Source organism: Desulfosarcina sp. (assembly GCF_033791525.1).
GTDB lineage: Bacteria > Desulfobacterota > Desulfobacteria > Desulfobacterales > Desulfosarcinaceae > Desulfosarcina.
Genome location: NZ_JASJGN010000476.1, coordinates 1 through 3,550, shown reverse-complemented (window position 1 = coordinate 3,550; position 3,550 = coordinate 1). Strand labels below are relative to the sequence as shown.

6 protein-coding genes are annotated in these 3,550 nt (G+C 48.7%); 5 read left to right on the top strand and 1 reads right to left on the bottom strand.

Annotation, left to right across the window (positions count from 1 at the left end; all coding sequences use genetic code 11):
• Positions 1–281: FAD-binding protein (locus QNK41_RS22495; RefSeq protein WP_319261981.1), on the bottom strand; the 281-nt coding region annotated here is incomplete at its 3' end.
• A 343-nt stretch (positions 282–624) separates the two neighbouring features.
• On the opposite strand from QNK41_RS22495, the gene QNK41_RS22490 reads away from it, so the two are divergent.
• The 5 genes from QNK41_RS22490 (at position 625) to QNK41_RS22470 (ending at position 3,297) form a co-directional block, all read left to right on the top strand.
• Positions 625–858 (top strand): hypothetical protein, encoded by a 234-nt coding sequence (locus tag QNK41_RS22490; protein WP_319261979.1) that lies wholly within the window; start codon positions 625–627, stop codon positions 856–858.
• A 123-nt stretch (positions 859–981) separates the two neighbouring features.
• The gene (locus QNK41_RS22485; RefSeq protein ID WP_319261977.1) at positions 982–1,341 is read left to right on the top strand and encodes an NAD(P)H-binding protein; all 360 of its coding nucleotides are present in this window, start codon (positions 982–984) and stop codon (positions 1,339–1,341) included.
• A 10-nt stretch (positions 1,342–1,351) separates the two neighbouring features.
• The gene (locus QNK41_RS22480; protein ID WP_319261975.1) at positions 1,352–1,609 is read left to right on the top strand and encodes a hypothetical protein; all 258 of its coding nucleotides are present in this window, start codon (positions 1,352–1,354) and stop codon (positions 1,607–1,609) included.
• Between the two features lie 209 nt (positions 1,610–1,818).
• Positions 1,819–2,121 carry a metalloregulator ArsR/SmtB family transcription factor gene (locus tag QNK41_RS22475; protein WP_319261972.1) on the top strand — a complete coding sequence of 101 codons (303 nt, stop codon included), beginning with the start codon at positions 1,819–1,821 and terminating at the stop codon, positions 2,119–2,121.
• A gap of 63 nt (positions 2,122–2,184) precedes the next feature.
• Entirely contained in the window at positions 2,185–3,297 is a 1,113-nt protein-coding gene (locus tag QNK41_RS22470) for a permease (protein WP_319261969.1), read from the top strand.
• Positions 3,298–3,550: the final 253 nt, after the last annotated feature.

The window sequence follows — 3,550 nt, the reverse complement described above, 5'->3', positions numbered from 1 at the left end:
TCGTAGACTGCCTGGACAGCCTCTTCGGTAAGTATGTTGGCCGCCTGCTGATCAACGAGGTAGTCACCACCTTTGACCGTGTCGAAGGCGTGCCATTCGGGTTTGTCCTCCTCCACATTGCCCAATGCGGCGCTGATGCCGCCCTGGGCGGCGCCGGTATGGCTGCGGACGGGATACAGTTTGGAGAGAACCGCTGTTTTGGATTGCTGACTGGCCTCCAGTGCGGCGTAGAGTCCGGCACCGCCGGAGCCGACAATCACCGTGTCGAATTGATGGACCACGAGCACCTCCCTGTTGTTGGAATCATTTGTTCATTCATGTCGGGGAACCGTTGTTTGCCCGGGAACGCGAACACCTGATCAAGAGGGTTCCCCAACAGTATCCGTTGGTGTACAGTTGCGCAGAAGAACCGGTCACCCTTCGAAGCCGTGCCTTATTCAGGTTACCCAAGGGGCACGCGAAGGAGAAAAAAGGCATGCGCGCGGCGATGTGAACGGTTTGACCCGTATGGCAGACTCGGACCTCGCCAGATCGTAACACGCTCCCCGGTATTAAACCAACTGTGAAAGATTCAGACAAGCACTTTTTTATTGACATGCGTCGAAAGGGACATCACGGTTTATCATGAGCCTACCACTTGGTATTTCCAAACAACTCGACGCACCGGGCAACCGCGTATGGCGCTTGATCACGGACACGCGAATCTGGCAACACTGGGGGCCGTCTGTACGGGCGGTCGATTGCGATGACCGTTTCATCCATGCCGGTTCCTCGGGTCGCATACATACACCGATCGGCATCTGGGTGACCTTCGCCGTGGAGACATTCGATCCCTGGCGCTACTGGGCTGGCGAGTAGGCGGCATAGCGGCCACCGTGTAGAACCCCTTGGACCGAATCGATGCCGGCTGACCTTCACCGTGCCGGCCTGGGCATTCAGATACGGTCTGGCTTGCCGCCTGGCGCTGCTTCGCTTTGACCGATGGCTGATGCAGGCCGGAAAGTAGCATGGAATGTAGAACGGGTTCTGGATACCGGTGCCACTGGATTCATCGGTATTGAAGTTTCCAGGCAGCTGGCAGCGCACGGCATACGACCGTGGCTGATGATCCGGCGTCCACTGCGGGGGATCATGCTCAAGCACATGGCTGAGGAGATCCGCTTGGCGGATCTTCTCAGCCCGCGCAGTCCGCTCCGTGCCGTAGAGGGCATGGACACAATCATTCTCCTGGGGGCGCTGGCGGCGTTCGAATCCTATGGCCGTCTATATCCCTTTACTGTAGAGGGTTCAATGAACCTCATGAAGGCTGCGGGCCGTGCACGTACTGCTACGGTGGTTTAGGGGTGCCCGGTTGCTGGGCATCCTATTTCCATTGGTCGGACAAACCAATCCCTATGCGAGCGGCGCCATTTCCTGCTGGAATCTGGCGCTGCCGATCGTCGCCGGGACCCTGGATCATGAGCTTGGACTCCAACCCACGTTCCCCTCCATCCACGACGGAATCCCGGCAGTACTCGACGACGCCAATTCGTTTTACTGGCTGCCTTCCAACCTCAACCGCTTAATTGTATTGGATAGAAGGCTTTGGCGGTTAACTCAGGATGGTTGACAATCCCGGGACGTTTAGAATTTGTAAAAAGAAGAAGACAACTTGATAGTTAGGATTACCCTACAATTAATTTGGACTGGCCGCCAAGATAGTTGGTATCTGTAATTGCGGTAGGTTAAATAAACCTCTGGTTATGCGCAGCAACTATATTTCCATAATTCCAGAAATATAGTTGACAATTCCCTGTTTCGGCTGTAGATGGTGTACCCATGAGACTTGATTACGATAACGCATCATCATTGCTTAGCCAACTGGGAAATCCAACAAGGTTGAGAATCGTGCGTGAGTTGGTACGTGCCGGAAAAACCGGGATGGCTGTGGGCGAAATAAAAAAACGTTTAGGAACTCCAAACTCCACGCTGTCGCACCACCTAAACCATCTTAAAAATGTCGGGCTTGTCAAACAACAGCGAGAAAGCACAGTATTGCGGTGTTTTGTCGATTACCAGGCAATTGATGCCATCGTAAAGTTTTTAACAGAAGAATGCTGTGTGGCCGAGATAAAAGAATAGATATATTTTTTTTGGATCTAAGTTTCTAAATTTCTGGAAATATGAAATTTTAGAGGGGACATTATGACTGCTGAAATTTTGAAAATTACGGACTTCATGATTAACGCATTTATCCACATCTGGCCATATCTTGTAATAACAATTCCTATTGCTGTGGCAGTGAATATGTCCGGAGCCTCGAAGCATATAAAGCGTGCTTTTGATGCAGGGCCGATTACTGCAATTTTACTGGCAACTCTGGTTGGTGCCTTTAGCCCTTTTTGCTCATGTGGTGTAATCCCCGTAATTGCAGCCTTGTTAATTGGTGGAGTACCGCTACCCCCGGTAATGGCCTTCTGGATATCATCCCCTTCAATGGACCCAGAAATTTTCTTTTTAAGTGTTGGAACCATCGGCTGGAATTTGGCAATCTGGCGCTTAGTGGGCACTCTGGTTATGAGTTTAAGCGCAGGATTTATTACCCATGCTCTTATGCAGACAGGCTGGATCAATCAAAATGTGCTTAAACAAAAGGCGGTTTTAGGTGCTCCCAAAGCAACTTCCAAGATTAAGCGAATGGGTCTTAGATTCATCGCAAGCTTAAAAAATGTATTTTCCTTGAAATCTAAAACACTGGTTCCCGCTCAGGCTTCAGCGTGTTGCAATGGGGAATCAGTGAATGTCACCCGAATTCAGCCTGTTGTTTCTTATACAAAAACTGAAAAACAGGGCCCCAGTGGCAAAGCGGATTCTTCAACATCCTGCAGTAGCGGTTGTAATGTAGAAGAGTCTTTCTGGAAACGTTTAAGTATAGAATCGATGAACGCCACTTTGATGGTAATTAAGTTTATGGCCTTGGCATTTTTTCTGGAAGCATTAATCATTCTTTATATCCCGGAAGAACGGATAACAAGCATTATGGGTAAGGAAAATTCATGGGCAATTTTCACGGCTGGTTTTTTGGGAATTCCTGTGTATACGAGTAATTTAAGTGCATTGCCAATGGTAAGCGGCCTTCTTGTACAAGGCATGAGCCCGGCTGCAGCATTGGCTTTCCTGATTTCTGGTCCGACTACGACCCTGCCAGCTATGGCGGCTGTCTGGACTTTGGTTAAACACCGTATTTTTATATTATACGTCTCGTTTTCATTGGTAGGTGCAATTCTTTTAGGATATTTAAAACTAATTCTGGGATAATATGGCTCAATGTATAGCCTTGAAGAAAAGCACTACGACCATTGTTCTGGGGGTTAAGCGGCGTTCCACATAAGCAATAATTGCTATCAAAAAAGAAATTTTCCTGCGATTATTAAAAATAATCACAACGGACCAAATCTTGCGCCGGTCACCGTTCACATGGTACGCTGGTGATTATCAAGCCATATCGTTAAAAATTATAAAAAATCCAATAACCAAGATCGTCTCAATGTATCTCTATTCCGATCCAGTC